The organism is Streptomyces iranensis (genome assembly GCF_017874715.1).
Classification (GTDB): domain Bacteria; phylum Actinomycetota; class Actinomycetes; order Streptomycetales; family Streptomycetaceae; genus Streptomyces; species Streptomyces iranensis.
In genome coordinates, this window is the sequence record NZ_JAGGLR010000014.1 from 222,726 (window position 1) to 243,683 (window position 20,958).

The following is a 20,958-nucleotide window of genomic DNA, read 5'->3' on the forward strand; positions in this document are numbered from 1 at the left end:
TGCCCCGCCCCGGATGACAGCGTGGCCGACATGGAGCACAGCCCAGGACCGCAAAACGTGCGCGCGAGGCTGCTGCTGGCCAGCGCCACCATGCTCTTCGTCGAGCTGGCGCTGATCCGGTGGACCGGCGCCAATATCGTCCATCTGAGCTATTTCTCGAACTTCATCCTCTTGGGCTCGTTCCTCGGGATCGGCCTGGGATTCCTGCTGCCCGCCGGCCGTGGTCAGTGGCTGACCCGCTGGGCGCCCGTCCCGCTCGCCGTTCTCGTCGTCCTGGTGCGCGAGTTCCCCGTGCAGGTGCGGCAGACCAGCGGCGAGGTCATCTACTTCACCGCCGTGAAGACCACCGGTCTGCCCCAGTGGGTGACCCTGCCGGTGCTCTTCGGGCTGACCGCGCTGATCATGATGGCCATCGGGAAGATGACGGCCGATCAGTTCCGCCGGCTGCCCTCGCTGGAGGCGTACCGCTTCGACCTGATGGGCTCGCTCACCGGCTCGGTGTCCTTCGCGCTGCTGTCCTGGCTGCGCGCACCGTCGGTGGTGTGGGGGGTGATCGCCGCGGTGGCGCTGCTGACCCTCGGCGGCCGCCGCAACACCATCAGATATTCGGTGCCGCTCGCGCTGATGGTGGCCATCCTGGCGCTGGAGACGGCGGCCAGCGGCATCTCCTGGTCCCCGTACTACAAGATCGAGGTCACCAGGCCGACCTCCGGCAGCCGGGACTACAAGATCTCCGCCAATGGCGTACCGCACCAGTCCATCGCCCCGCTGAGGGTGCTCAGACGCCCCGACTCCCCGTACGAGCAGCCCTACCGCGAGACCCCACGCAACTCCCACCGCCGGGTGCTCGTCATCGGGGCGGGCAACGGCAACGACGTGGCGATGGCGCTCGCCCACGGCGCCCAGCGGGTGGACGCGGTGGAGATCGACCCCCGGCTGCAGGAGATCGGCGCGTCACTGCACCCGGCCCGGCCCTACGCCAACCCCCGGGTGCATGTGCACATCAACGACGGCCGGGCCTTCCTCGAGCGCACCAAGACCCGCTACGACCTGGTCGTCCTCGCCCTGCCGGACTCCCTCACCCTGGTGTCGGGCGCCAGCAACCTGCGCCTGGAGAGCTATCTGTTCACCCGGCAGGCGTTCGAGGCGGCACACCGCCACCTCGCCCCCGGCGGCGCGTTCGCCATGTACAACTACTACCGGCAGAACTGGCTGATCGACCGGTTCGGCTCCTCGCTCACCTCCGTCTTCGGGCACGCCCCCTGCATCACCCACTACGGAGGCAAGAAGGCGGCCATCCTGGTGGCCGGTGTCACCTCCGGCGATCAGTCCTGCACCGCCTCCGCGTGGCGCCCCTCCGGTCCGGTGCCCTCGGCCGCCGGGGACGACCACCCCTTCCCGTATCTGCTGCACCGCACCATCCCCACCCTCTACATCGGGGTCCTGGGCGCGATCCTGCTGGTGACGCTGGTGTCGGTGCGGCTGACCGGGGTCCGGCTGAGGCGCACCGCCCGCTACGTGGACATGTTCCTGCTCGGCGCGGCGTTCATGCTGCTGGAGACCAAGAACGTGATCGGGTTCGCCCTCTACTTCGGCACCACCTGGCTGGTCAACGCGATGGTCTTCGCGGGGGTGCTGCTCGCCGTGCTGTGCGCGGTGGAGGTCCGGCGCAGGCTGCGCCGGGTCAATCAGCTGGTGCTGCAACTGATGCTGTTCGCCAGCCTCGCCATCGCCTGGCTGGTCCCGTCCCATGTGGTGCTGGGGCTGCCCTTCGCCCCCCGGCTGGCCGCCGCGATCGCGCTGGCCTTCGCCCCCATCTTCTGCGCCAACCTCATCTTCTCCGACCGGCTGGCGGCGGCCGCCGACCCCACGTCGGCGTTCGGCGCCAACCTGCTGGGCTCCCTGTTCGGCGGCACCCTCGAGTACCTGGCCCTGCTCACGGGCTATCAGGCGCTGCTGCTGGTGGTGGCGGTGCTGTACGCGGGGGCCTGTGTGGCCATGCGCTTCACCCGCCGTGGCCCCGGCGACGTTGCCACCCAGGAACCCCTCACCGTGCAGACGGCGCCACGCCCCTGAGCGCTCCTTCCCCGGCCGCCCCCGGCCGCCCCCAGCCGCCCCCGGCCGTCTTCCGGCCGGGGGCGGCCGCGTGCGTGGTGCGGGCCGCCGAATTCCCGGCGCGGGCCACCGCGGTCACTCGAACATGACGTAGTCCGGGCGTGGCCGCAGGGCCAGCACCTCCTCCGGGGTCATCAGCCGGCTCCCCTCGGTGTCCTCCTCGTAGAAGAGCTTGAAGCCGGTGCGCACGCCCTCGGGCTGGTTCCTGACCAGCTGCCGCCAGGTGTCCCGCTTCATCCCCGGCGAACCTATGCCGTCCGCGCTCTTGATGAACACCACCCCGGGCTGCGGGCGCAAGCCGGACTGGTCGCGGACGACGGACACGGCCACCTGGTGGAAGACGAGCGGCTTCTGCGGCAGATCGTGTTCATCGACGATCCCGGAGAGAAAGCGGGCCACATCGGTGAGCTCCTTGCCGCTGGTGTGGCCGTAGGTGTCCCCCGGCACCTCGCCCGGACCCATCTCCCACTCCGGGTCCAGGGCTATGCCGACATCGGGGTGGACCAGCCATTCGCGCAGCGCCTTGACCTCGCCGAGGACCGAGGCCCGGCCCGGCTGGATGTTCAGCAGCAGCAGGGCACGGTGGCGCTTGGCCGCGTCGTGGAAGCGGCGGATCGTGTCGGAGGAGGTGCGGGAGCGGTAGGTGCCGCCGGGGCCCGCGGCGCTGTTGGCGACGGTCGCGAGGAGTTCGAGCACCGGCTGCGGTTCACGGTCCGCGGCGTAGGCACGGGCGGTCTTCTCGATCTGCCGCACCTGGTCGTCGAGGTCCCCGACACCGAGCCGGCCGAGCGCGGCGGCCCCGGGCAGTCCGCAGTAGCCCACCAGCCGGTAGCGGGACAGCTCCCGGCCGCCTCGCGGCAGCTCGGGCCGCGGTTTCGGAGTGGGGGAGGGGGAGCGCCCGGACGGGGTGGCGGACGGGGAGCGCCGCGCCTTCGTGGACCCCTGTGGACCCGCTCCGGAGGCGGAGCCCGCCGACTCCTCGCCGCAGCCGGCGAGCAGGCCGAGTCCGGCCGCCGCGGCCACCGAGAGCATGCCGCGCCGGCTCGGTGGCGGGGTCCCCGGCCCTCCGCCGCCGTCGCCGTCGCCGTGCCGTAGGGCGTCCTGCCCGGCCGATGCCCCGTCGGTCGTCGGCTTTCCGGATGTGCTGTGAGCCACGTTCCCTCCGTCCGCGGCGCCGGGTCGGTGGACCGGGCACCGGTCTGTCGTGCGGGCCGATGGGTTGTCCGTGCCAGGCAGCCTGTCCGGTATGACGAAGGCGAAACGGAATAGTGTCCACCGGGCGGAGGGCATGCGTCGCTTTCAGCCGGGCATGCGAACAGTGGTCGGGTACGGAGCATCCGAACGAGGTCGGCGAGGTCGCCGACCGGTTCCAACGCGTGTCGGAATACGCCCCCTTGGCGCTCCTCGGGGTCGGGTCAGCCGGCCGGTTCGGGCGGGCTCAGACGGCGGATCGGCGTGCCCTGAAGATAGGCGCTGATGTCCTCCACCACATCGCCGTAGAACCGCTCGTAGTTGCCCCGGGTGACATAGCCGAGATGCGGGGTGGCCAGCAGATTGGGCAGCGTACGGAACGGATCGCCCGGCGGCAGCGGCTCCCGCTCGAACACATCGACGCCCGCGCCCGCGATCCAGCCGTCCCGCAGCGCCTGCGCGAGCGCGGTCTGGTCCACGATGGCGGCGCGGGAGGTGTTCACCAGGAGTGCCGTGGGACGCATCCGCCTCAGCTCGGGCGCGCCCAGCAGCCCCCGGGTGCGGTCGCCGAGCACCAGATGCACCGAGACGATGTCGCTGGTCTCCAGCAGCTCCTCCTTCGAGTCCGCCAACCGGACCCCCTCCGCCTCCGCGCGCTCGGCCGTCAGGTTCTCGCTCCAGGCGGCCACCTCCATGCCGAAGGCCCGGCCGACCCGCGCCACCTGGGTGCCGATCCTGCCGAGACCCAGCAACCCCAGACGGCGGCCGTGCAGATCGGTGCCGACGGTGCTCTGCCACGCTCCGCCGTCCCGCAGCGCCGTGCTCTCCGGCACCAGATGGCGGGCGAGCCCCAGGATCAGCGCCCAGGTGAGCTCGGCGGTCGGTTGCGCGGCGCTGCCCGTGCCGCACACGGTGACGCCGTGGCGGGCGGCGGCCTCCAGGTCCACCGACGCATTGCGCATCCCCGTGGTGACCAGCAGCTTCAGCCGTGGCAGCCGGGGATAAAGCGACGCGGGGAAGGGGGTGCGCTCCCGCATGATGACCACGATCTCGCAGTCCCCGATCGCCTCGGCCACCGCGTCCTCACCGGCGATGTGCTCATGGACCGGCACCACGTCCACCGCGTCGAGCACCCCCGACCAGTCGGCCGCCGACAGCGCCACATCCTGATAGTCGTCGAGCACGGCGCAGCGCAACTTCATGGGACTACCTCGACTACCTCGGTTTCCTCGGACAGGTACGGTGTTTCTACCACCCATGTGATGGCACCCCGGAAACGGGGGCCTGACACGTCGTCACCGTGTTTGCGGCGCCACCCTTCCGGATGACATCCGGCGCGCGGGCGTGGTGTCACAGACGTGTTTTTTCACCGAAAGTTGGCCTCTCATGGGGTGCTGAGACATGTGTGGTTGTTTTGCGTAGTGGCACACAGGGCACCGCACACCACTGACAGCAGGCATAATCGCTGCTGCGATGGGCGCAGACGCCCAGAAAGGGGACGAAGTGAAGTGAACGCGTTGAGCGCGGACAGCAGTGTTGGTTCGACCATCGAGGTGCTGGAGGCCGAACTCCCTCAGCTGCAGAAGCAACAGGAGGCACTCAAGGGTGATTTGGAGGCCGTCACCAAGCGGCTGGAGGCGGTCAGCACCGCCCTGAGCAGTCTTCAGTCCCTCTCCACCTCCGCGGTGCCCGAGCAGGGCGGCAACGGAGCCCCGGTGGCGGTGGCGGAGCCCGTGGCCCAGCCGGCCGCGGAACCGGCCACCGAGGCCGCCGCGCCCGAGTCCGCCGAGGACACGGCCACCACCGGCCGTACCTCCGCCGCCACCCGCAAGGCGGCCATCGGCCGTCAGCGCAGTGGCGGCAAGGCGGGCAAGGCGCCGGCCACCGGACGGGGCACCAAGGCGGCGGCCAAGAAGACCGCCGCCAAGAAGACCGCGGCGAAGGCCGCGGCGAAGGCTCCCAAGTCCGCGAAGGCCACGGTGAAGGCCACCAAGGCCACGGCCAAGACCGCCAAGAGCACCAAGGCCGCGGAGAAGCCGGCGGAGAAGGCTACCAAGGAGACGGCCACCACCTCCGAGCGCTCCACCGGGCTCGCCGACAGCGTGCTGACCGCGCTGCGCAAGGCCGGCCGCCCCATGCGGGCCTCCGAGGTCAACGAGGCCCTGGGCCGCGACGAGTCCCGCACCAATGTGAACTCGGTGCGCAACACCCTCGAGCGGCTGCGCTCCTCGGACCGGGCCCAGCGCTCCGGCCGTGGCCTGTACGAGGCCACGGCCACCAGCTGAGGGGTGCCGTCAGTTCACCGCCACCCATGTGTAGCGGTGTTCCGGACGGCCGGTGTCCCCGTACTTGAGCGTGAGGCTGATACGGCCCGCATGCTCGAGGTACTTCAGATAGCGCTGGGCCGTGGAGCGGCTGATGCCGGTGCGCTCCGCCACTTCATGGGCGGAGAGCGGGTGGTCGGCCTGGTCCAGGACCCGGCGTATGAGGTCGACGGTGGGCGCGGAGTGGCCCTTGGGGAGGGTGGGACCGGAGGTGTCGGCGGCCGCGAAGGCGCCGAAGATCCGGTCCACCCTCTCCTGACCGGTCTCGCCGCGCCCGCCGACGCCCTCGAGAGTGCGGCGCAGTGCCGCGTAGCCGTCCAGCTTGGCCCGCAGCCCGGCGAAGCTGAACGGCTTGACCAGGTACTGGAGTGCGCCATGGCGCATGGCGGCCTGCACGGTGGCCACGTCACACGCCGCCGTCACCATGATGACGTCGGCGTGGTGGCCGAGCTGGCGCATCCGGCGCACCAGGGTCAGCCCGGTCTCGTCCGGCAGGTAGTGGTCGAGCAGAACGAGGTCGACCGGGTTGCGTTCGAGGGTCGCGAGGGCCTGGGCGGCGGTATGGGCGCGGGCGGTCACCCGGTAGCCGGGCACCTGGGCCACATACGCAGCGTTGATCTCGGCGACGTGGAAGTCGTCGTCCACGACAAGAACGTCGATCATCGTGACTCTCCTGCTGCGGTGAACTCATGAATGGGTGTGTCGTCCCCGGTGAGGGCCTCGGGCAGGACGACGGTGAACACCGCCCCGCCACCCGCCCGAGCGGTGACCCGGGCCATCCCTCCGTATCGCTCGGCCAGCCGCCGTACCAGGGCCAGTCCGATGCCCCGGCCGCGCGGCGACACCGCGGCGGACCCGTCGTGGGCGTCGGGGCCGTCCGGGGAGCCGGGAGGGGCGGGCCGTTTGGTGGACCAGCCCTCGGTGAAGATCTGTTCGCGCATCCCCGGTGGCACCCCCGGACCGGTGTCGCTCACCCGCAGCACGGCGGTGGTGCCCTCGGCCCTCAGTTCGACCTCGACGAGCGGGGTGGGCGAGCGGTGTGCGGCCACCGCGTCCAGCGCGTTGTCGATGAGGTTGCCGAGCACGGTCACCAGATCGCGCGGATCGACCACCCGCCCCGGCAGCAGGGTCGCGGGGGAGATCCGCAGGGCGACCCCGCGCTCGGCCACGATGGCCGACTTGCCGACCAGCAGCGCCGACAGCATGGGATCGTGCACCCGTTCGGAGATCTGCTCGGCCGAGGCGCGCCGGGCGTTGGTCAGCTCGGCCACGAACTGCGCCGCCCGCTCGTGCAGTCCGAGCTCCAGCAGCCCCAGCAGAGTGTGCAGCCGGTTGGCGTGTTCGTGGTCCTGGGCGCGCAGCGCGTCCAGCAGCCCGCGGGTGCTGTCCAGCTCGCGGCCCAGCAACTCCAGCTCGGTGCGGTCCCGCAGCGTCGCCACCGCCCCGCCGTCCTTGGTCGGCATGCGGTTGGCCACCAGCACCCGGCCGCCGCTGACGGTCAGCAGATCCGCCCCGTCCACCCGCCCCGCCAGCACATCGGTGGTGCGGCCAGGGGGCAGTGACTCCTCCAGGGTGCGGCCGGTGGCGTCCGGATGGATCCCCAGCAGCCGTCCGGCCTCGTCGTTGACCAGGCGGATCCGGCCCCGCCGGTCGAAGGCCACCACCCCTTCGCGGATGCCGTGCAGCATCGCCTCCCGCTCGTCGAGCAGCGCCGAGATGTCCGCGAACGCCACACCGTGGGTACGGCGGCGCAGTTGGCGCGAGACGGCGATCGCCGCGAGGACACCCACCGCGAGCGCCGCCCCCGCGTACAGCAGCAGCCGGGGGACCGCCGCCAGCAGCTGGTCGCGCACGCTGCCGTAGCCGATGCCCACCGACACCGCCCCGATGATCCGTCCGTCCCTGGCCCGCAGCGGCACCTTGGCGCGGGCCGAGCGGCCGAGCGTCCCCACGTCGATCTGCAGGACCTCCCGGCCGGAGAGCGCCTCGCGCGGATCGGTGGAGACGTGTTCGCCGATCCGGGCGGTGGTGGTGTGCGACCAGCGCACCCCCCGGGAGTCCATCACCACGATGTACAGCGCCCCGGTGGACCGGCGGATCCGCTCCGCCGCCCGCTGCACCGGACCCGACGGGGTGGGCTTCGTGGCGGCGAGGTCCCGGGCGATGTCCGGATCGGCCGCGGTGGTCTGGGCGATGGCGAGCGCCTGGTGCATCGCCTGGTTGTCGATCTCGGAGCTGAGCGGGGCCAGGAAGAGCGCGGTCGCCAGCACCATCACTCCGGCGGTGATGGACAGCTGCGCGGCGAGTACCTGACCGGAGACGCGCCGGGGCCATCGGATACGCATGATGGGCCCCCTGTCTCCCGTCTCGGGGTCCCGTGTGGTCCCGAACGCGAGCGGTAGTGCTTCGTCCGTTTATGGTGCTGTGAAGGCACCGTAAAGGCGCCCGGGGCGTATGCCCAGTCTCCGTAGCGTTTTCGTTGCGCGGGCGCGAGCAAAACGAGCAGAACGCGGTTTGTGAGCGCAAGGGCGCGTTGTGCTCACAAGACTGCCGCTGTGGCGCGGGTCACTCCTACTCTCCCGGCCATGAGCAGCCACACCAGCCCCGCCATCGAGCTGCGGGGAACGAGCAAGGCGTTCCGGACTCCGTCCGGGGCCCTCCACACCGCGGTCAGGGATCTGGACCTGACCGTCGGGCACGGTGAGTTCGTCGCCGTCGTCGGGCCCACCGGCTGCGGCAAGTCCACGACACTGACGCTGGTCAGTGGGTTGGAGGAGCCCACCGAGGGCGATGTGCTGGTGGCCGGTGAGCCGGTCCGCGGCATCGCATCCAACGTCGGCTTCGTCTTCCAGCAGGACGCGGTGTTCCCCTGGCGCAGCGTGCTGTCGAATGTGATGGCCGGCCCGCGCTTCCGCGGTGTGCCCAAGGCGGAGGCGAAGGAGCGGGCCCGTGAGTGGCTGGCCCGGGTCGGCCTCTCCTCCTTCGAGGACCGCTATCCGCACCAGCTGTCGGGCGGCCAGCGCAAGCGCGTGGCGCTCGCGTCCACCTTCGTCAACGACCCCGAGATCCTGCTGATGGACGAGCCGTTCTCGGCGCTCGACGTCCAGACCCGCGCGCTGATGTCGGACGAACTCCTGGAGCTGTGGGCGGGGACCGGCGCGTGCGTCGTCTTCGTCACCCACGACCTGGAGGAATCCATCGCCCTGGCCGACAAGGTCGTGGTGATGACGGCCGGACCGGCCACCGTCAAGGAGGTCTTCGAGATCGATCTGCCCCGGCCCCGCAAGGTGGAGTCGGTGCGGCTGGAGCCGCGGTTCGTGGAGATCTACCGGGAGATCTGGTCCTCGCTCGGCGAAGAGGTCCGCATCACCCGCGAGAGGGGTGCCGTCGATGCCTGAGACCATCTCCGCCAAGGCCGCCCCAGCACTCGGCAAAACACCCGGTACGAACCGCTCCAGGGCTCGGGCGCGCGCCGCCCGCAAGCGCGCCGTCCTCGTCCAGAGCACCCGCGCCCTGGTGCTCGTCGGCGTCATCGGGCTGTGGGAATGGATGTCCCGCGCCGCCGTCATCGACCCCTTCAACTTCTCGATGCCCTCGAAGATCTGGGAGCAGCTCAAGCAGTGGGCGCTGCACGGCACCGCGCAGGGCTCGCTGTGGGAGCAGATCTGGTACACGCTCTACGAGGCGCTCCTGGGCTGGGGCATCGGCGTCGTGGCCGGTGTGGTCCTGGGGATCGCGTTCGGCCGGATCGCCTTCCTCGCCGATGTGCTCGGCCCGTACATCAAGGTGCTCAACGCGCTGCCGCGCATCGTCCTCGCGCCCATCTTCCTCATCTGGTTCGGCCTCGGCCCGGCCTCGAAGGTGGCCTCGGCCGTCGTCCTGGTCTTCTTCCCCGTCTTCTTCAACGCCTTCCAGGGCGCCCGGGAGGTCGACCGCAATCTGGTGGCCAACTCCCGGATCCTCGGCGCGAGCAACCGTCAGGTGACCCTCCAGGTGGTGATTCCCTCCGCCACCTCATGGATCTTCACCAGCCTCCATGTCAGCTTCGGCTTCGCCCTCATCGGCGCCATCGTCGGCGAGTACATCGGCGCCACCAAGGGGCTCGGCCTGCTGGTGTCCTCCTCGCAGGGCACCTTCAACGCCGCCGGTGTGTACGCCGCCATGGTGATCCTCGCCGTGGTGGCCCTGCTCGCCGAGGGGCTGCTGACCTTCCTGGAGAAGCGGCTCTTCCGCTGGAAGCCCGCCCAGCCCGGCGAGGACCGCTGAGCCCCGCCTCCTTCTTCCCGGCTCCCGCCGAGCCCGCCCTCCCTCTCCCCGCTCATCACCGTTCACAAGGACGTGACCTCATGCGCAGCAGTGCCAAGTTCTCCGCGGCCGCCGTCGCCGCGGCGCTCGCTCTGACCACCCTCACCGCCTGCGGCGGCGACTCCAGCGCCTCCGGCGGCGAGGACGGCAAGGTCAAGATCATGGTGGGTGGCCTGGACAAGGTCATCTACATGCCCGCGATGCTCACCCAGCGGCTCGGCTACTTCAAGGCGGAGGGCCTCAAGGTTCAACTGCTCACCGAGCCCGCCGGGGTGCAGGCCACCACCTCGCTGGTCGCGGGCGATGTCCAGGGCGTCGTCGGCTTCTACGACCACACCCTCGATCTGCAGGTCAAGGGCAAGCAGGTGGAGTCCGTGGTCCAGCTCGCCCAGGCCCCCGGCGAGGTCGAGGTGGTCTCCAACAAGGCGGCGGGTGAGCTGAAGTCGCCCGAGGACTTCAAGGGCAAGAAGCTCGGTGTCACCGGGCTGGGCTCGTCCACGGACTTCCTGACGAAGTACCTCGCGGTCGACAGCGGCGTGCAGACCAGCGAGTTCACCCCGGTGGCGGTCGGAGCGGGGCAGACCTTCATCTCGGCCCTCAAGCAGGGCTCCATCCAGGGCGGTATGACCACTGATCCGACGGTCGCCCAGATCGTGGAGCAGAAGATCGGCAAGGTCCTGATCGACATGCGCACACCGGAGGGTTCCAAGCAGGCCCTCGGTGGCCTGTACCCCTCCTCCTCGCTCTACATGAACACCGACTGGGCGAACGGCCACAAGGACACGGTGCAGAAGCTGGCCAACGCCTTCGTGAAGACCCTGAAGTGGATGTCCACCCACTCGGCCGAGGACATCGCCGCCAAGATGCCGAGCGACTACGCGCAGGGCGGCGCCAAGCTCTACGCGGAGGCCATCAAGAGCACCCTGCCGATGTTCACCAAGGACGGGGTGATGCCGGCGGACGGCCCGGCGACCGTCGAGCGCGTCCTCAAGGCGTTCAACCCCAACCTGAAGAACGCCACGGTGGATCTGAAGAAGACCTACACCACCGAGTTCGTCAAGAAGGCGGGCTAGTCCAGGGAGCATCCGGCGGATCTTGACGCCTGTGGCGGGCTGCTCCCCGCCCTTTCCCGCTGCCAGGGGCTTCGCCCCTGGACCCCCGGGTCCGGGGCGGAGCCCCATCCGCCGGACACCGGTAGGTCCCGGGGCCGGTTGCGCGGATTGACAGTCCCGCGCCCGTGGCGGGCGGTGTTTTCTCCCTGGTTCACGAAGACGTGCCGGGTGGCCGGGCGCAAGGCTGTGCGATGTCACTCCGCATCCCTTCCGAGGAGGAACACCGCATGACCCGACACGGAAGCAGACGCGTCACCGCGCTGCTGGCCTGTACCGCGGCCCTCACCGGTGCCGCCCTCAGCACCGGTGGGGCCGCTCAGGCGGCGGCCCCGGCGAAGGCGCCGACGGCGACCACCTGCACCGACCCCAAGACCGGCGTCCCGCTCACCGCCACGATCGAGGGGGACAGGAACGCCAATGCCATCTGGGGCACACCGGGCAGTGTCGTCAACGCCTTCTCCGGGGACGACTGGGTCTTCTCCGACCTGATCAGCACCTCCGCCGTGGTCTGCCTCGGCGACGGCTCGGACAACTTCAACCCCAGCGACCCGACCAATGTGTCGGTGGGGACGTACTTCGGCGTGAGCGGTCAGAACGGCAACGACAACATCACGGGGGGCACCGGCAACGACTACCTCTTCGGCGACAGCCCCGACAACGCGTCCCACTCCGGCAACGACACCCTGATCGGCGGCCCCGGCTACGACGTGGCCAACGGCGGCCCGGGGATCGACCGGTGTGACGCCGAGGTCGAGATCAACTGCGAGCTCTGAGGACGGGCGGCGGGGGGCCTCGTAGGCCGCCGGGGATTCCCGGGCGGCCTACGTCCCGTCGGCGGACCCGGCTCACGCCGTCCAGGCGCCGGAGGCGGCCCTGGCGACCACGGTGCTCAGGATGCGTACGCCACGGGCGGATCCGGGGTCGACGTCGGTGAGCCGCCGCACCCGCTGGAGACGGTAGTCCAGGGTCCGCGGATGGATGTTCAGCGCGGCGGCGGTGTTCCTGCGGTGCATGTCATGGGCGTAGTACGTCTCCAGGGTGGCGAGCAGCTCGGGGCCCCGGGCGAGGGTCCGGGCCATGCCGGACAGCCAGGTGTCGATGTCGCGGTCCTCGGCGACGGCCAGTTCGACGAAGACATCGGCCAGGGTGTGCGGGCGGCGGGGCACGGGCTGGAGCGGGGCCGCCAGACTGATGCGCCGGGCGCGGGCGTACGCATCGGCCAGCGCACGGACGCGGCCCGTACTGCTGCCGACCGCGCAGGGCCGCGCCACCGCCTCGCCCGCGTCGCGGACGAAGGCGAGCGCCCGGTCCCGGGCCGGCCAACCGCGGCCCGGCCGGGCCGTATCAGAGGCGTGGTCCTGGTCGGCGGGCACCAGGGCCACCAGCTCCTCCGCCCGGGGCCAGGCGATCGGCATCCGGTGGTGGGTCAGGAGGGCTTCGACGATCCCCTCGCGCCCTCCGGCGGCCGGGGCGGGCCGTCCGGGGACGCGGACGACCACCACCTCGTACGACGCGGCCGGGCTCATGCCGACGGCGCGGGCGAGGCCCGGGGCCAGGGTGTCGTCGGCGAGGAGGGCCGTGGTGAGGGCGCGCACCCGGGCGACGAAGGGGAGGCGGCGCTTCTGCTCCGCCGCATGGCCGCGGGTGTAGGCGTCGATGCCACGGGTGCCCTGTGCGGTGAACCAGACCATGACCCGCATCAGTTCATCGGTGTTCTCCGGGCCGGCCGCCTCCTGGATCTCCCGGAGCATGAGGTTGGTGTGCAGTCCGAGGACCCGCCGCCGGGACGCGGCGGACATCCCCGTCCTGGCCCGCGACGCGCCCATCGACGCGATGTGGTCGAGGTCCTCCTGGGTGAGGGGGGCTCCCTCGGGGGCTAATTCCAGGGTGCGGCGTCTGAGCCAGACCGCGTAGTCCAGCGCCTCGGCCCGTCGCCGGCCGTCGTGCTCCACGAACCGGTACTCGGGGATCTGCTGTCCGTAGACCTCCACTTCGTGGTGCGCGTCGTCCAGGGTGCGCCGGGCCAGTTCGGCGAAGAGATGACTTCCCATCGGGCGGTGCCTCCGTCAGTCGTTCGGAAACTCCCGCGGGGCCGCACGGGGACAACTCACGCGCGGGGGCGGTGCTCCACGAGGCGTTCCCGAGGTCGGATGGGTCGGGGCCGAGCATGCCACCACTCGCCGTCGGCCGGTCGGCACGGGCGGCATCGCGTGTGCGGAATTTCACCTCGCGGCCGTCCGGGCGACTCACCTCGAGGCGGTCTGGGCGACCCACCTCGAGGCGGTCCGGGCGGCTCACCTCGCGGCCGTCCGGGCGACCGCGTCGGTCAGCCGGACGGCGGCGTCGTCGGCGAACAGCCGGCGGCCCGCCGCGATACGGCGCTCCCGCCACGCGGAGGGCTCGGTGAGCGCGTCGAGCAGCCGCACCAGCTCCCACGAGTCCCGCGCGTGGTCCGAGAGCCCCAGCGCGGCCATCCGCCGGACGCCCTCGCGGCCATGGCCCGGGATGGGGCGGTAGCCGATCACGGGCACCCCGGTGGCCAGCGCCTCCAGCGCGGTCTGACCGGCCGCGTTGTCCACCACGGCCCGTACGGCGGCCAGCAGACCCGGCATGTCCGGCTCCCAGCCGAGGGCCGCCACCTCCGGGCGGCGCGACAGCTCGGCGCGCAGCCGTTCGTCCCGGCCGCACAGCACCACCGGCAGATACCCCGCCCCGGACACCAACCGCGCGGTGTCCGCCACGCGTGTGCCCGCGCCCCACGCCCCCACGGACAGCAGCACCGGCGGCCTCCCGGGCGCGAGCGCGCCCAGGAGCCGCCGCCACCGCGCCGCCCCCCGAGCCGGGCCGAAGAAGCGCGCCGCCACCACCGGTCCGGTGGCCACCGACGGGCGGCCCAGCGCCCGGCGCACCGTGTCCGCGGCGTCCGGGGTGACACACAGATGCAGATCGTTGCCCGGGTGCAGCCACTGGCGGTGCACCGCGAAATCGGTCACCACGACCGCGCTGGGCACCCCCAGGGCCCCGCGCGCCCGCAGCCTGCCGGTCAGCTGCGCGGCCAGATGGAACACCGGGACGACGACGTCCGGCCGCTCCCGTTCCACCAGCGCCAGCAGCCGGTCCTCGGCGAGCGCGGCCAGCGGGGCACTGCCCGGCCGGGGGCCCTTGCCGGGGCGGAAGAACGCCCGGTAGATGCCCTCGTACAGCAGCGGGGCGCGGCGGATGGTCGTCCGATAGAACGAACGCAGCCCCGCCCCGATGCGGTGCGGCAACAACTCCAGCACATCCACCCGGCCCGCCCCCTGACCCCGGTCCTCCAGCCTGCGGACAAGCTCGGCGGCGACCGCGTCATGTCCGGCTCCCATTCCGGCGCTGACAACGAGAAAGCGTGCCGACGGCGGGTGCATGACCACCTCCGATGGTGCGAGGCGCGGCTCCTCATGGCTCACTGGAGGTATCCGCTCCGCATGCCGTCAAACCGCGCGCTCGACGGCCGGTGACCCAGGACCAGCGGCCGGTCGGCGGCGAGACAGGGAGATGCCATGATCCGCCCCCTCCCGGACACACCCCTGGATCACGGCCGGATGCGGGACACCGGGCATCCGGCAGACACCGGGACGCGGGTCGCGCTGGTGACCGGCGCCTCCTCGGGCATCGGGGCCGCCATCGCCGACCGGATCGCGGCCGAGGGCGGATGGCGGCTGCTGGTCAGCGGCCGCCACCGGGAACGGCTCGACCGCGTGGCCGCCAGGACGTCGGCCCTCGCCCTCCCCGTCGACCTGGCCGCGCCGGAGGGCCCGGAGGTGCTCTTCCGAGACGCCCTCCGGGCCGCCGGACGGGTGGATCTGCTGGTCGCGGGGGCGGGCGTGGGCTGGGCGGGACCCTTCGCCACCATGCCGCCCGCCGCCATCGACCAGGTGGTCCGCGTCGATCTGCTCGCCGCGATGCGCCTGGTCCGCATGGTCGTCCCCCGGATGGAGGCCGAGCGGCGCGGGCACATCGTGCTGATCGGTTCGGTGGCCGGGACCGTCGGGGTGCGCGGCGAGGCGGTGTACTCCGCGGCCAAGGCCGCGCTCGGCGTCTTCGCCGACGCCCTCCGCCACGAGCTGGGCCGGGCCGGTGTGCGCGTCACCCATGTGGTCCCCGGCGTGGTGGACACCCCGTTCTTCGCCCGGCGCGGCGCCCCGTACACCCGTCGGCTGCCCCGCCCGCTGCCGCCCGAGCGGATCGCCGACGCGGTCTGGGACGCGGTCGAGCGCGGGCGGGACGAGGTGTACGTACCGGCCTGGATGCGGCTGCCGGCGGTGGTCCGGGCCCTGGCACCCCGGCTGTACCACCGGTTGGCCACACGCTTCGGGTGACCCCCGATGAGCGCCCTGACCGTCGTACTGGCCCTGCTGTCCGCCCTGGGCAACGGCGCGGCCTCGGTACTGCAGCGGCGGGCCGCGATGGACCAGGTCCGGGAGGAGCGGGGCGACGGCGGTCCGATGCGGAACCTGCTGCGGCTGGCGCGGCTGCTGCGCCGCCCGTTCTGGCTGGCCGGTCTCGCCGCGATGATGGTGTCCGCGGTGGCGCAGGTGGGCGCGCTGGCGGTCGGGAGGCTCTCGGTGGTCCAGCCGCTGCTGGTCAGCGAGCTGCTGTTCACCCTGGTGGTCGGCAGTCTGGTGTTCCGCCACCGCCCGGACGGCCGGACCTGGCTGTCGTTCGTGATGCTCGCCGCCGGGCTCGCGCTCTTCCTGGTGGCGGCCGACCCCTCCAGCGGCTCGCCCACCGCACGCAACGGCCGCTGGGTGCCCGTGAGCGTGGTGGTGGCCATCGCCGTGGGCGTCCTGATCGCGGTGGCCCGGGTGCTGCGTGGGGCCGCGCGCGCCGTCGCCCTGGGCAGCGCCACCGCCGCCTGCTTCGCCTGCACCGCGGCGCTGATCAAGGAGCTGACCGGGCGGTTCGCCGGTGGGGTGGTGGCGGTGCTCACCGACTGGCCGCTGTACGCGGTGTGCGCCGTGGGGCTGCTGAGCTTCCTGCTGCTGCAGAGCACCCTGCGCGCGGGCACTCTGGCCGCCTCGCAGCCCGCGCTCACCCTCGGCGACGCCCTGGTCAGCATCGCGCTGGGCTGGGTGCTGTTCGGCGAGCGCGTCGAGCTGGGGCTGCGCATCGTGCCCGAGGTGGCCGGGATCCTGCTGATGGCGGCCGGAATCGTGGGCCTGACCCGCTCGCCCGCCATGTGCGGCGGCTGGGACCAGGCCGTCCCCGAACCGCCGCGGAACGCGGGGACACCACTCCCCGGAGGACGGAGCGGCCCCGGCGGCGGGGGAACACCATGAGCGTGCGCCACCGCGCCGGACTCCTGGTGCGCGACGCCGCGCTGCTCGCGGCGGCCGCGCACCTCGCCCCCGCCGGTACCTGGCCGGCCGGGCCCCGGCGCGCCCTGTTCCCCGCCCTGGCGGGCCGTGGCCGGCGCGACCATGTGGCCCTCACCTTCGACGACGGACCCGATCCACGCACCACCCCGCGCTTCCTCCAGGTGCTCGACGAGCTCGGTGTCCGCGCCACCTTCTTCGTCCTGGGGGACGGCGTGACGCGCTTCCCGCACACCACCCTGGAGATCGTCCGCCGGGGCCATGAACTCGCCGTCCACGGCTGGACCCACAGCCGCCCCTGGCTGCCCACGGTGTACCGGGACGCCCACGAGGTGGCCCGAGCAGCCCGCGCGATCCGGCTGGCCACCGGCGCGGTGCCGCGGTGGTACCGGCCGCCGTACGGCATCCTCACCGGCGGCCGCTGGCTGGCGGCGGTCCGGGCCGGACTCACCCCGGTCCTCTGGTCGGCCTGGGGGCGCGACTGGACCGCGGACGCCACCCCGGCATCGGTGGCCGCCGCCGTACGGCGCGATCTGCGCGGCGGGGCCACCGTTCTGCTGCACGACACCGACCGCGCCGCGGCCATGGGCTGCTGGCGCGCCACGCTGGCCGCGCTGCCCGTGGTGGTGGCGGAGTGCCGGGACGCGGGTCTGCAGGTGGGGCCGCTGGCCGAGCACGGGATACGCCGATGAGCTCAGCCGTCGCGCAGGCGGGCCATCTTCCGGGGGTCCACGATCCGGTCGAAGTCCTCGGCGCCGATGTGGCCGCTGGCGATGGCCGCCTCGCGCAAGGTGGTTCCCTCGGCGGCGGCCTTACGGGCGATCTCGGCGGCCTTGTCGTGGCCGATCCGCGGGGACAGCGCGGTGACCAGCATCAGCGAGTGGGCCAGATACTCGTCGATCCGCTCGCGGTTCAGCTCGATGCCCTCGACGCAGTACGCGCGCAGCTTCTCGCAGGCGTCGGCGAGGATGCGGGCGGAGTGCAGGAAGTCTCTGATGACCAGCGGCCGTGCCGCGTTGAGCTGGAAGTTGCCCCGGGTGCCCGCGTGTGCGACGGCGGCGTCGTCGGAGAGCACCTGGGTGCACACCATCATCATGGCCTCGCACTGCGTCGGGTTGACCTTGCCGGGCATGCTGGAGCTGCCGGGCTCGTTCGCGGGCAGCGTCAGCTCCCCGATCCCGCCGTGCGGGCCGGAGGCGAGCCAGCGGATATCGTCGGCGATCTTCATCAGGGGGACGGCGAGCCCCCGCAGCCCGGCGGAGGCGGCCACCATGGCGTCCACACCGCTCTGCGCCGCGAAGGAGTTGGACGCCACCTTGAACGGATGGCCGGTGGCCACGGCGATCTCCCGGGCCACCGCCGGTCCGAAGCCCTCGGGGGCGCCCAGCCCGGTGCCGACCGCCGTGCCGCCGATGGCGAGCTGGTACAGATCCGGCAGCGTGGCCCGCAGCCGCTCCAGCGCGTCGGAGAGCTGGGCGGCGTAGCCGGACCACTCCTGCCCCACGGAGAGCGGGACCGCGTCCCGCAGATGGGTGCGGCCGGTCTTGACGATGTCGTACCAGGTCCGGGACTTGGCGGCGAGGGCCTCCTGGAGCAGGCTGACCCGCGGCAGCAGCGGGTCGTGCAGGACGCGCACCGCGGCGATGTGCATGGCCGTGGGGAAGGTGTCGTTGGAGGACTGGCCCAGATTGACGTGGTCATTGGGGTGCACCGGCTCCTTGCTGCCCACGACGCCGCCGACCAGCTGGATCGCGCGATTGCTGATGACCTCGTTGACGTTCATGTTGGTCTGGGTGCCGGAGCCGGCCTGCCATACGTACAGCGGGAAGTGGTCGTCCAGCGCGCCGGAGACCACCTCGTCGGCCACATGCGCGATCAGATCCGCCTGCCACCCCGCCAGCCGCCCCTCCCGGCCGTTGACCAGCGCGGCGGCCTTCTTCACATAGCCGTACGCGTGGTAGACCGCCTTGGGCATACGGTCGTCACCGATCGCGAAGTGGACCAGGGCCCGCTGGGTCTGGGCGCCCCAGTACCGGTCGGCCGGGACCTCGACGGTCCCCAGCGCGTCCGTCTCGCGCCGGGCGCCGGTCGCGTCGATGCGGGTGGGCAGGTCCCGCCGCACCCTCGGGGTGCCCCGGGCGCCCCGGCGCCGGTGGGGCGTGTTCATCGGGTGCTCTCCCTGACGGATGGCAGCCCATCCATACGCACACTCCGCATCACGGCTGTGGCCCTCCCCGCCAGTGTCGCTCCGCACCGCCCCGGCCGCATCCGGCCGGGGCGGGCGGCCGTACTCGGGCCGATACGTGCGTCGGGTGGGAGTCGGCCATCGCCGTGGCACGGGGCCATCGCCGTGACCCGGCCTCGGCCGTCGGGGGATCCCCCAGGGGCGTCAGATCCAGGGGCGTCAGATCCGGGTGCGCAGCCGGATGAGGGTGCCGTCCGCGTCGGCCTGCATCTGCACCACGTCGCACAGCATGCGGACGCCCCACAGCCCGAACCCGGGCTCGGAGTCGGCCGGCGGGGCGAAGCCCCACAGCGCGTCCGGGTACCAGTGGCCGGGCCCGGAGATCTCGCAGACCAGATCGCCGTCGTGGACCCAGGTGCCCAGCCGCGCCGGGGCCCCGCCGTGCCGGATCGCGGTGGTGGACACCTCGCTCACGGCCGCGACCATGTTGCGTAGCGCGTCATGGCCCATGCCGTGCCGGCTCGCCCGCTCGGCCACGAAGGTGCGCACGGCGTCCAGGTCGGTCGAGACGATCGACACGGACTCGGCCGTGCGCGGGGCGGACGGCAGGGGGCGCCGGTCGCAGGTGGCGCTGAACGGGCCGGGGTCGGTGTAGGCGTCGCTCTTCTCCGGCCCGTGGCCGTCGATGATCTCGGGGTGGGTCTGGCGCGCGTAGGCGATGATCTCCGGGTGCAGCAGACGCCGGTCGTAGCAGCAGATGGCGCGGGCGCCGGAGTGGGCGAAGGCCGCGTTGACGATCGACTCGTAGCGTGCCCACTCCACCACCTCGAGCGGGGTGCGGCCCTGCCACACCGGTTCGGCGATCACCCGGACCCGGCGCGGCTTCTCGGCCTTCACGAAGGAGTCATAGGCGGCGATGGTCTTGACCGGGTGCTGGTACCAGCTGAGCGCCTCCTCGAACTGCACCGCCTTGGCGTCCTGCCCGAGCGCGTCCCGCAGCGCGTCGATGTTGGAGGTGGCCGCGACGACGGCCACGGCGTCGTCCGCCTCCAGGCCCTCGCGGAGGAACGGGACGCAGATATCGACCACTTCATCCTCGTCGCGGTAGAGGAATCCGCGGTGCATCATCGCATCGCGGTGGTCCGCGACGGGGCTGCTCGGGCTGGTCATCGGGCCTCCCTGGGGCTCGGCCGGCGAAAACACGCGGTGCGTCATCGAATTTCCGGACGGTATAGCGCAGTCTGCCACTTCCCCGGCCCGGTGCGCAGCCCGTTCCGGCCATACATGGACGGCATCCTGACGGTGCATTAGCATCCTCGGGCGTGACAGAGCTGAAGAACATCAACGCAAATGGACTTGATTTCGGGTATTTCGAAGCGGGCCCGGCCGACGCCCCATTGGCGCTCTGCTTGCACGGCTTCCCGGACTCCGCGCACTCCTGGCGCCATCTGCTTCCCGCGCTCGCGGACGCGGGCTACCACGCCGTGGCGCCCTTCATGAGGGGCTACGCGCCCAGCGGTATACCCGCCGACGGCGCCTACCAGGCGGGTGCGATCGCCGCGGACGCCAACGCGCTCCACGAGGCGTTCGGCGGCGACGGCGACGCCGTGCTCATCGGCCACGACTGGGGCGCCATCGCCGCGTACGGCGCCACCGGCAGCGCCCCCGAGCGCTGGCGGCGCGCGGTCACGATGTCGGTGCCCCCGCTGGGCGGGGTGCTGGCCGACTTCTTCAACTATGACTACGGCCAGTTCAAGCGTTCCTTCTACATCTTCCTGTTCCAGACGCCGCTGGCCGAGGCCGGTGCGGCGGCGCACGACATGGCCCTGATCGACGGTCTGTGGCGCGACTGGTCGCCCGGGTACAAGGACGCCGCCGAGGACATCGCGCACGTCAAGGAGAGCCTGCGGGACCCGGACCACCTCGCCGCCGCGATCGGCTACTACCGGGCGCTGTTCGACCCCTCGCGCCATGTGGAGGCGTACGCGGCCGAGCAGGAGGCCATCACCCGGACCGGGGAGGTCCCCATCCTCTATCTGCACGGCACCGACGACGGCTGCATCGGCGCCGATGTCGTCCAGGGGGCCCGGGACCACCTGCCCGCGGGCTCGCGGATGGAACTGGTCGACGGCACCGGGCACTTCCTCCACCTGGAGCGGCCCGAGCGGATCAACCGGGAGGTCCTGGCCTGGCTCGGCGGGTGACCGGGCGGCCCTGGGCGCGTGCCATGCCGCCATATGGCGTGTGACCAGGGCCTTTTTCAACGCGGAACGCGATGCGGCCGCGGCGGGACCCCGACCGGGGCGGACCCGGTCGAGCCGCCGCGGCCGTCGCTTTACCGCCGGTATACCGCCGCTGATCCGCCCTCTTCC

The 20,958-nt window shown here is 72.1% G+C and carries 18 protein-coding genes; 10 read left to right on the forward strand and 8 right to left on the reverse strand.

Translation table 11 applies throughout. The annotated features are described in order from the left end of the window. Window positions 1-57: 57 nt before the first annotated feature. Complete coding sequence (locus J2Z30_RS25905) at window positions 58-2,076, forward strand: spermine/spermidine synthase domain-containing protein (RefSeq protein WP_308280065.1); 2,019 nt, start codon at window positions 58-60, stop codon at window positions 2,074-2,076. 114 nt (window positions 2,077-2,190) lie between these two features. On the opposite strand, the gene J2Z30_RS25910 is transcribed toward J2Z30_RS25905, so the two are convergent. Continuing rightward, window positions 2,191-3,270: a hypothetical protein gene (locus J2Z30_RS25910; protein WP_052701853.1), complete on the reverse strand. Its 1,080-nt coding sequence runs from the start codon at window positions 3,268-3,270 to the stop codon at window positions 2,191-2,193. 260 nt (window positions 3,271-3,530) lie between these two features. After that, window positions 3,531-4,508, reverse strand: coding sequence for a D-2-hydroxyacid dehydrogenase family protein (locus J2Z30_RS25915; protein WP_044580119.1), 978 nt, complete (start codon window positions 4,506-4,508; stop codon window positions 3,531-3,533). 306 nt (window positions 4,509-4,814) lie between these two features. On the opposite strand from J2Z30_RS25915, the gene J2Z30_RS25920 reads away from it, so the two are divergent. Then, window positions 4,815-5,591 carry a hypothetical protein gene (locus J2Z30_RS25920; protein ID WP_044580120.1) on the forward strand — a complete coding sequence of 259 codons (777 nt, stop codon included), beginning with the start codon at window positions 4,815-4,817 and terminating at the stop codon, window positions 5,589-5,591. Between the two features lie 9 nt (window positions 5,592-5,600). On the opposite strand, the gene J2Z30_RS25925 is transcribed toward J2Z30_RS25920, so the two are convergent. Both J2Z30_RS25925 and J2Z30_RS25930 read right to left on the reverse strand, forming a co-directional pair. Then, a complete protein-coding gene (locus J2Z30_RS25925; RefSeq protein ID WP_044580121.1) occupies window positions 5,601-6,293 on the reverse strand; it encodes a response regulator in 693 nt (230 codons plus the stop codon). Beyond that, complete coding sequence (locus tag J2Z30_RS25930) at window positions 6,290-7,975, reverse strand: sensor histidine kinase (RefSeq protein WP_044580122.1); 1,686 nt, start codon at window positions 7,973-7,975, stop codon at window positions 6,290-6,292. The genes J2Z30_RS25925 and J2Z30_RS25930 overlap by 4 nt, the downstream gene beginning before the upstream one ends. A 240-nt stretch (window positions 7,976-8,215) precedes the next feature. Here J2Z30_RS25930 and J2Z30_RS25935 point away from each other — a divergent pair, with 240 nt between their 5' ends. The 4 genes from J2Z30_RS25935 to J2Z30_RS51035 all read left to right on the forward strand — a co-directional run bounded on the left by J2Z30_RS25935 (window position 8,216) and on the right by J2Z30_RS51035 (window position 11,820). Next, a complete protein-coding gene (locus J2Z30_RS25935; RefSeq protein WP_044580123.1) occupies window positions 8,216-9,028 on the forward strand; it encodes an ABC transporter ATP-binding protein in 813 nt (270 codons plus the stop codon). Then, window positions 9,021-9,896 (forward strand): ABC transporter permease, encoded by an 876-nt coding sequence (locus J2Z30_RS25940; RefSeq protein ID WP_044580124.1) that lies wholly within the window; start codon window positions 9,021-9,023, stop codon window positions 9,894-9,896. Before J2Z30_RS25935 ends, J2Z30_RS25940 begins: the two co-directional genes overlap by 8 nt. An 80-nt stretch (window positions 9,897-9,976) precedes the next feature. Beyond that, window positions 9,977-11,008, forward strand: a complete 1,032-nt coding sequence (locus J2Z30_RS25945) for an ABC transporter substrate-binding protein (RefSeq protein WP_044580125.1) — start codon at window positions 9,977-9,979, stop codon at window positions 11,006-11,008. A gap of 266 nt (window positions 11,009-11,274) precedes the next feature. Further along, the gene (locus J2Z30_RS51035; RefSeq protein ID WP_044580126.1) at window positions 11,275-11,820 is read left to right on the forward strand and encodes a calcium-binding protein; all 546 of its coding nucleotides are present in this window, start codon (window positions 11,275-11,277) and stop codon (window positions 11,818-11,820) included. Between the two features lie 72 nt (window positions 11,821-11,892). Here J2Z30_RS51035 and J2Z30_RS25955 read toward each other — a convergent pair whose 3' ends face one another. Together J2Z30_RS25955 and J2Z30_RS25960 are read right to left on the reverse strand one after the other, a co-directional pair. Further along, entirely contained in the window at window positions 11,893-13,098 is a 1,206-nt protein-coding gene (locus tag J2Z30_RS25955) for a PucR family transcriptional regulator (RefSeq protein WP_044580127.1), read from the reverse strand. 243 nt (window positions 13,099-13,341) lie between these two features. Next, window positions 13,342-14,451 carry an MGDG synthase family glycosyltransferase gene (locus J2Z30_RS25960; RefSeq protein ID WP_044580128.1) on the reverse strand — a complete coding sequence of 370 codons (1,110 nt, stop codon included), beginning with the start codon at window positions 14,449-14,451 and terminating at the stop codon, window positions 13,342-13,344. Between the two features lie 135 nt (window positions 14,452-14,586). Here J2Z30_RS25960 and J2Z30_RS25965 point away from each other — a divergent pair, with 135 nt between their 5' ends. The 3 genes from J2Z30_RS25965 to J2Z30_RS25975 are packed head-to-tail and all read left to right on the forward strand — an operon-like array spanning window position 14,587 to window position 17,093. Continuing rightward, window positions 14,587-15,405 carry an SDR family NAD(P)-dependent oxidoreductase gene (locus J2Z30_RS25965; RefSeq protein ID WP_052701854.1) on the forward strand — a complete coding sequence of 273 codons (819 nt, stop codon included), beginning with the start codon at window positions 14,587-14,589 and terminating at the stop codon, window positions 15,403-15,405. Between the two features lie 6 nt (window positions 15,406-15,411). Then, complete coding sequence (locus tag J2Z30_RS25970; protein WP_044580129.1) at window positions 15,412-16,365, forward strand: DMT family transporter; 954 nt, start codon at window positions 15,412-15,414, stop codon at window positions 16,363-16,365. Then, on the forward strand, window positions 16,362-17,093 hold the full coding sequence (locus J2Z30_RS25975; protein ID WP_044580130.1) for a polysaccharide deacetylase family protein: 732 nt from the start codon (window positions 16,362-16,364) through the stop codon (window positions 17,091-17,093). Before J2Z30_RS25970 ends, J2Z30_RS25975 begins: the two co-directional genes overlap by 4 nt. Window positions 17,094-17,095: 2 nt before the next feature. Here J2Z30_RS25975 and J2Z30_RS25980 read toward each other — a convergent pair whose 3' ends face one another. Both J2Z30_RS25980 and J2Z30_RS25985 read right to left on the reverse strand, forming a co-directional pair. Then, the gene (locus tag J2Z30_RS25980; protein WP_044580131.1) at window positions 17,096-18,568 is read right to left on the reverse strand and encodes a class II fumarate hydratase; all 1,473 of its coding nucleotides are present in this window, start codon (window positions 18,566-18,568) and stop codon (window positions 17,096-17,098) included. A gap of 237 nt (window positions 18,569-18,805) precedes the next feature. Further along, window positions 18,806-19,756 carry an anti-sigma factor RsbA family regulatory protein gene (locus J2Z30_RS25985; protein WP_044580132.1) on the reverse strand — a complete coding sequence of 317 codons (951 nt, stop codon included), beginning with the start codon at window positions 19,754-19,756 and terminating at the stop codon, window positions 18,806-18,808. Between the two features lie 152 nt (window positions 19,757-19,908). Between J2Z30_RS25985 and J2Z30_RS25990 the strand changes: the two genes are divergently transcribed. Then, a complete protein-coding gene (locus tag J2Z30_RS25990) occupies window positions 19,909-20,790 on the forward strand; it encodes an alpha/beta fold hydrolase (RefSeq protein WP_044580133.1) in 882 nt (293 codons plus the stop codon). The last annotated feature ends 168 nt before the right edge of the window (window positions 20,791-20,958 follow it).

Excerpts from the sequence above, each read along its gene's own strand:
- J2Z30_RS25980 (WP_044580131.1), bottom strand. The coding sequence starts at position 18,568 with ATGAACACGCCCCACCGGCGCCGGGGCGCCCGGGGCACCCCGAGGGTG.
- J2Z30_RS25955 (WP_044580127.1), bottom strand. The coding sequence starts at position 13,098 with ATGGGAAGTCATCTCTTCGCCGAACTGGCCCGGCGCACCCTGGACGAC.
- J2Z30_RS25925 (WP_044580121.1), bottom strand. The coding sequence starts at position 6,293 with ATGATCGACGTTCTTGTCGTGGACGACGACTTCCACGTCGCCGAGATC.
- J2Z30_RS25940 (WP_044580124.1), top strand. The coding sequence starts at position 9,021 with ATGCCTGAGACCATCTCCGCCAAGGCCGCCCCAGCACTCGGCAAAACA.
- J2Z30_RS25915 (WP_044580119.1), bottom strand. The coding sequence starts at position 4,508 with ATGAAGTTGCGCTGCGCCGTGCTCGACGACTATCAGGATGTGGCGCTG.
- J2Z30_RS25975 (WP_044580130.1), top strand. The coding sequence starts at position 16,362 with ATGAGCGTGCGCCACCGCGCCGGACTCCTGGTGCGCGACGCCGCGCTG.
- J2Z30_RS25945 (WP_044580125.1), top strand. The coding sequence starts at position 9,977 with ATGCGCAGCAGTGCCAAGTTCTCCGCGGCCGCCGTCGCCGCGGCGCTC.
- J2Z30_RS51035 (WP_044580126.1), top strand. The coding sequence starts at position 11,275 with ATGACCCGACACGGAAGCAGACGCGTCACCGCGCTGCTGGCCTGTACC.
- J2Z30_RS25930 (WP_044580122.1), bottom strand. The coding sequence starts at position 7,975 with ATGCGTATCCGATGGCCCCGGCGCGTCTCCGGTCAGGTACTCGCCGCG.
- J2Z30_RS25960 (WP_044580128.1), bottom strand. The coding sequence starts at position 14,451 with ATGCACCCGCCGTCGGCACGCTTTCTCGTTGTCAGCGCCGGAATGGGA.
- J2Z30_RS25970 (WP_044580129.1), top strand. The coding sequence starts at position 15,412 with ATGAGCGCCCTGACCGTCGTACTGGCCCTGCTGTCCGCCCTGGGCAAC.
- J2Z30_RS25985 (WP_044580132.1), bottom strand. The coding sequence starts at position 19,756 with ATGACCAGCCCGAGCAGCCCCGTCGCGGACCACCGCGATGCGATGATG.
- J2Z30_RS25935 (WP_044580123.1), top strand. The coding sequence starts at position 8,216 with ATGAGCAGCCACACCAGCCCCGCCATCGAGCTGCGGGGAACGAGCAAG.
- J2Z30_RS25965 (WP_052701854.1), top strand. The coding sequence starts at position 14,587 with ATGATCCGCCCCCTCCCGGACACACCCCTGGATCACGGCCGGATGCGG.